This is a genomic window from Methylophaga sp. UBA4204 (assembly GCF_002379485.1).
Classification (GTDB): domain Bacteria; phylum Pseudomonadota; class Gammaproteobacteria; order Nitrosococcales; family Methylophagaceae; genus Methylophaga.
Window position 1 is genome coordinate 7,796 of sequence record NZ_DFTU01000012.1, and the last position, 1,876, is coordinate 9,671.

Annotated in this window: 2 protein-coding genes and 1 pseudogene; all 3 read left to right on the plus strand. The window is 48.1% G+C overall.

From position 1 onward, the window contains the following. On the plus strand, positions 1-440 hold a 440-nt coding region (locus tag B3182_RS01760), incomplete at its 5' end, for a pyridoxal phosphate-dependent aminotransferase (RefSeq protein ID WP_292751296.1). After that, on the plus strand, positions 437-1,324 hold the full coding sequence (locus B3182_RS01765; protein WP_292355425.1) for a prephenate dehydrogenase: 888 nt from the start codon (positions 437-439) through the stop codon (positions 1,322-1,324). The genes B3182_RS01760 and B3182_RS01765, both read left to right, overlap by 4 nt. A gap of 7 nt (positions 1,325-1,331) precedes the next feature. Beyond that, positions 1,332-1,876, plus strand: a pseudogene (locus B3182_RS01770) (3-phosphoshikimate 1-carboxyvinyltransferase); the annotation flags it as partial.

Here is a 1,876-nt window from a genome sequence, read left to right on the forward strand (position 1 = left end):
GTACCTTTTCCAAGGCTTATGGTCTGGCGGGATTACGGGTGGGTTTTGCGCTATCAAGTCCAGAGATTGCTGATTTATTAAATCGTCTGCGCCAGCCATTTAATGTCAATCATCTGGCGATGAGTGCTGCGATTGCCGCGTTGGGCGATGAAGATTATCTGCAATGTGCTAAACAGGTGAATACCGAAGGGATGCAGCAATACATCGATGGCTTTGATGCGATGGGATTGAATTATATTCCCTCAAAAGCCAATTTTATCTGTGTTGATGTAAACACCAATGCTGCTGATATTTATGAAAAGCTGCTGCAACAGGGCGTTATTGTCAGACCGGTTGCAGGCTATGGTCTGCCAAACCATTTACGCATAAGCATCGGCCTGGAGCATGAAAACCAGCGTTGTCTTGAAGCATTGGCAAACAGTTTGTCAGAGGCCAAATGATTAAGCATCTGGCTATCATCGGCGTTGGACTGATTGGCGGTTCACTGGCTTTGGCATTAAAAAAAGCCGGATTGGTTGAACAGGTGACAGGTTTCTCTCGCTCTCAGGCCGCGCGTGAAGAAGCTTTGGCGTTAGGTATTATCGATAAAGCAGCAGCGTCGCTGGCGGAGGCCGTAGCAGATGCCGATATGGTATTTGTGGCAGTACCAATGGGGGCGATGCAGGCAGTATTTGAACAAATAGCACCGCATCTTAAACCGCAGACGATTGTGACTGATGGTGGCAGTGCCAAACAACAGGTTATTGATGCGGCTCGCCAGGCATTGGGGATTAAGTTTGATCACTTTGTGCCAGGCCATCCGATTGCCGGTACTGAGAAAAGTGGCCCATCAGCTGCGTTTGCTGAGCTTTATCAACAGCATCGGGTCGTTTTAACCCCAGTGGCAGAAACCAATAAATCAGCTCTGGAACAAGTGCGTCAAATGTGGCAACAGGCCGGTGCAGATGTATTTGAAATGGAGGTTGAGCATCATGATGTGGTGCTGGCTGCTACCAGTCATTTACCGCATGTTTTGGCGTTTAATCTGGTCGGAATGTTAGCCCAGCGTGAAGATTGCGATGAAGTATTGCGATATGCCGCTGGTGGCTTTCGAGATTTTTCCCGGATCGCGTCAAGTGATGCAGTGATGTGGCGGGATATCTGCCTCGGCAACCGTAGTGCGATTCTAGAATTATTACAACAATATCGTAGTGGTCTGGATAAGATTGAACAGGCGATTCGGCAAGATGATGGCGATTATCTTATTGATATATTCGGGCGAGCAAAACGGGCCAGAGATACACGTTTCGCCGATCCAGATCTGAAAGATAACAGCGAAGTGTAAAGTGGGAGTGAACAGTAGCGTGAGCGGGCAGCAGGATCGTAAATTTATAGTACAGGCTGGTGGTCAATTAACAGGCAGCTTCCGCGTGCCCGGAGATAAATCCATTTCACATCGTTCTATTATGCTGGGATCACTGGCAGAGGGTGTGACTGAAATCAGCGGTTTTCTGGAAGGTGAAGATGCACTAGCGACATTGGCCGCTTTTCGTGCCATGGGTGTCAAAATTGATGGGCCGACGGATGGCAAAGTCACCGTGCATGGTGTCGGTATGCATGGACTGAAAGCCCCGGAAAATGATGTATATGTCGGTAACTCTGGCACGTCAATTCGCTTATTAAGTGGTTTATTGGCAGGGCAAAGTTTTGATGTGACGATGAGTGGTGATAAATCTTTATCAGGTCGTCCCATGCGTCGGGTAACCGATCCCTTAGCCCTCATGGGGGCAAATATCGATAGTGCAGATGGTAAACCGCCTCTGACTATTCATGGTGGCCATAAATTAAAGGCTATTGAATATGACTTGCCAATGGCCAGTGCTCAGGTTAAATCCTG

Coding starts and splice junctions, on each gene's coding strand:
- B3182_RS01765 (WP_292355425.1), top strand. CDS start 437: ATGATTAAGCATCTGGCTATCATCGGCGTTGGACTGATTGGCGGTTCA.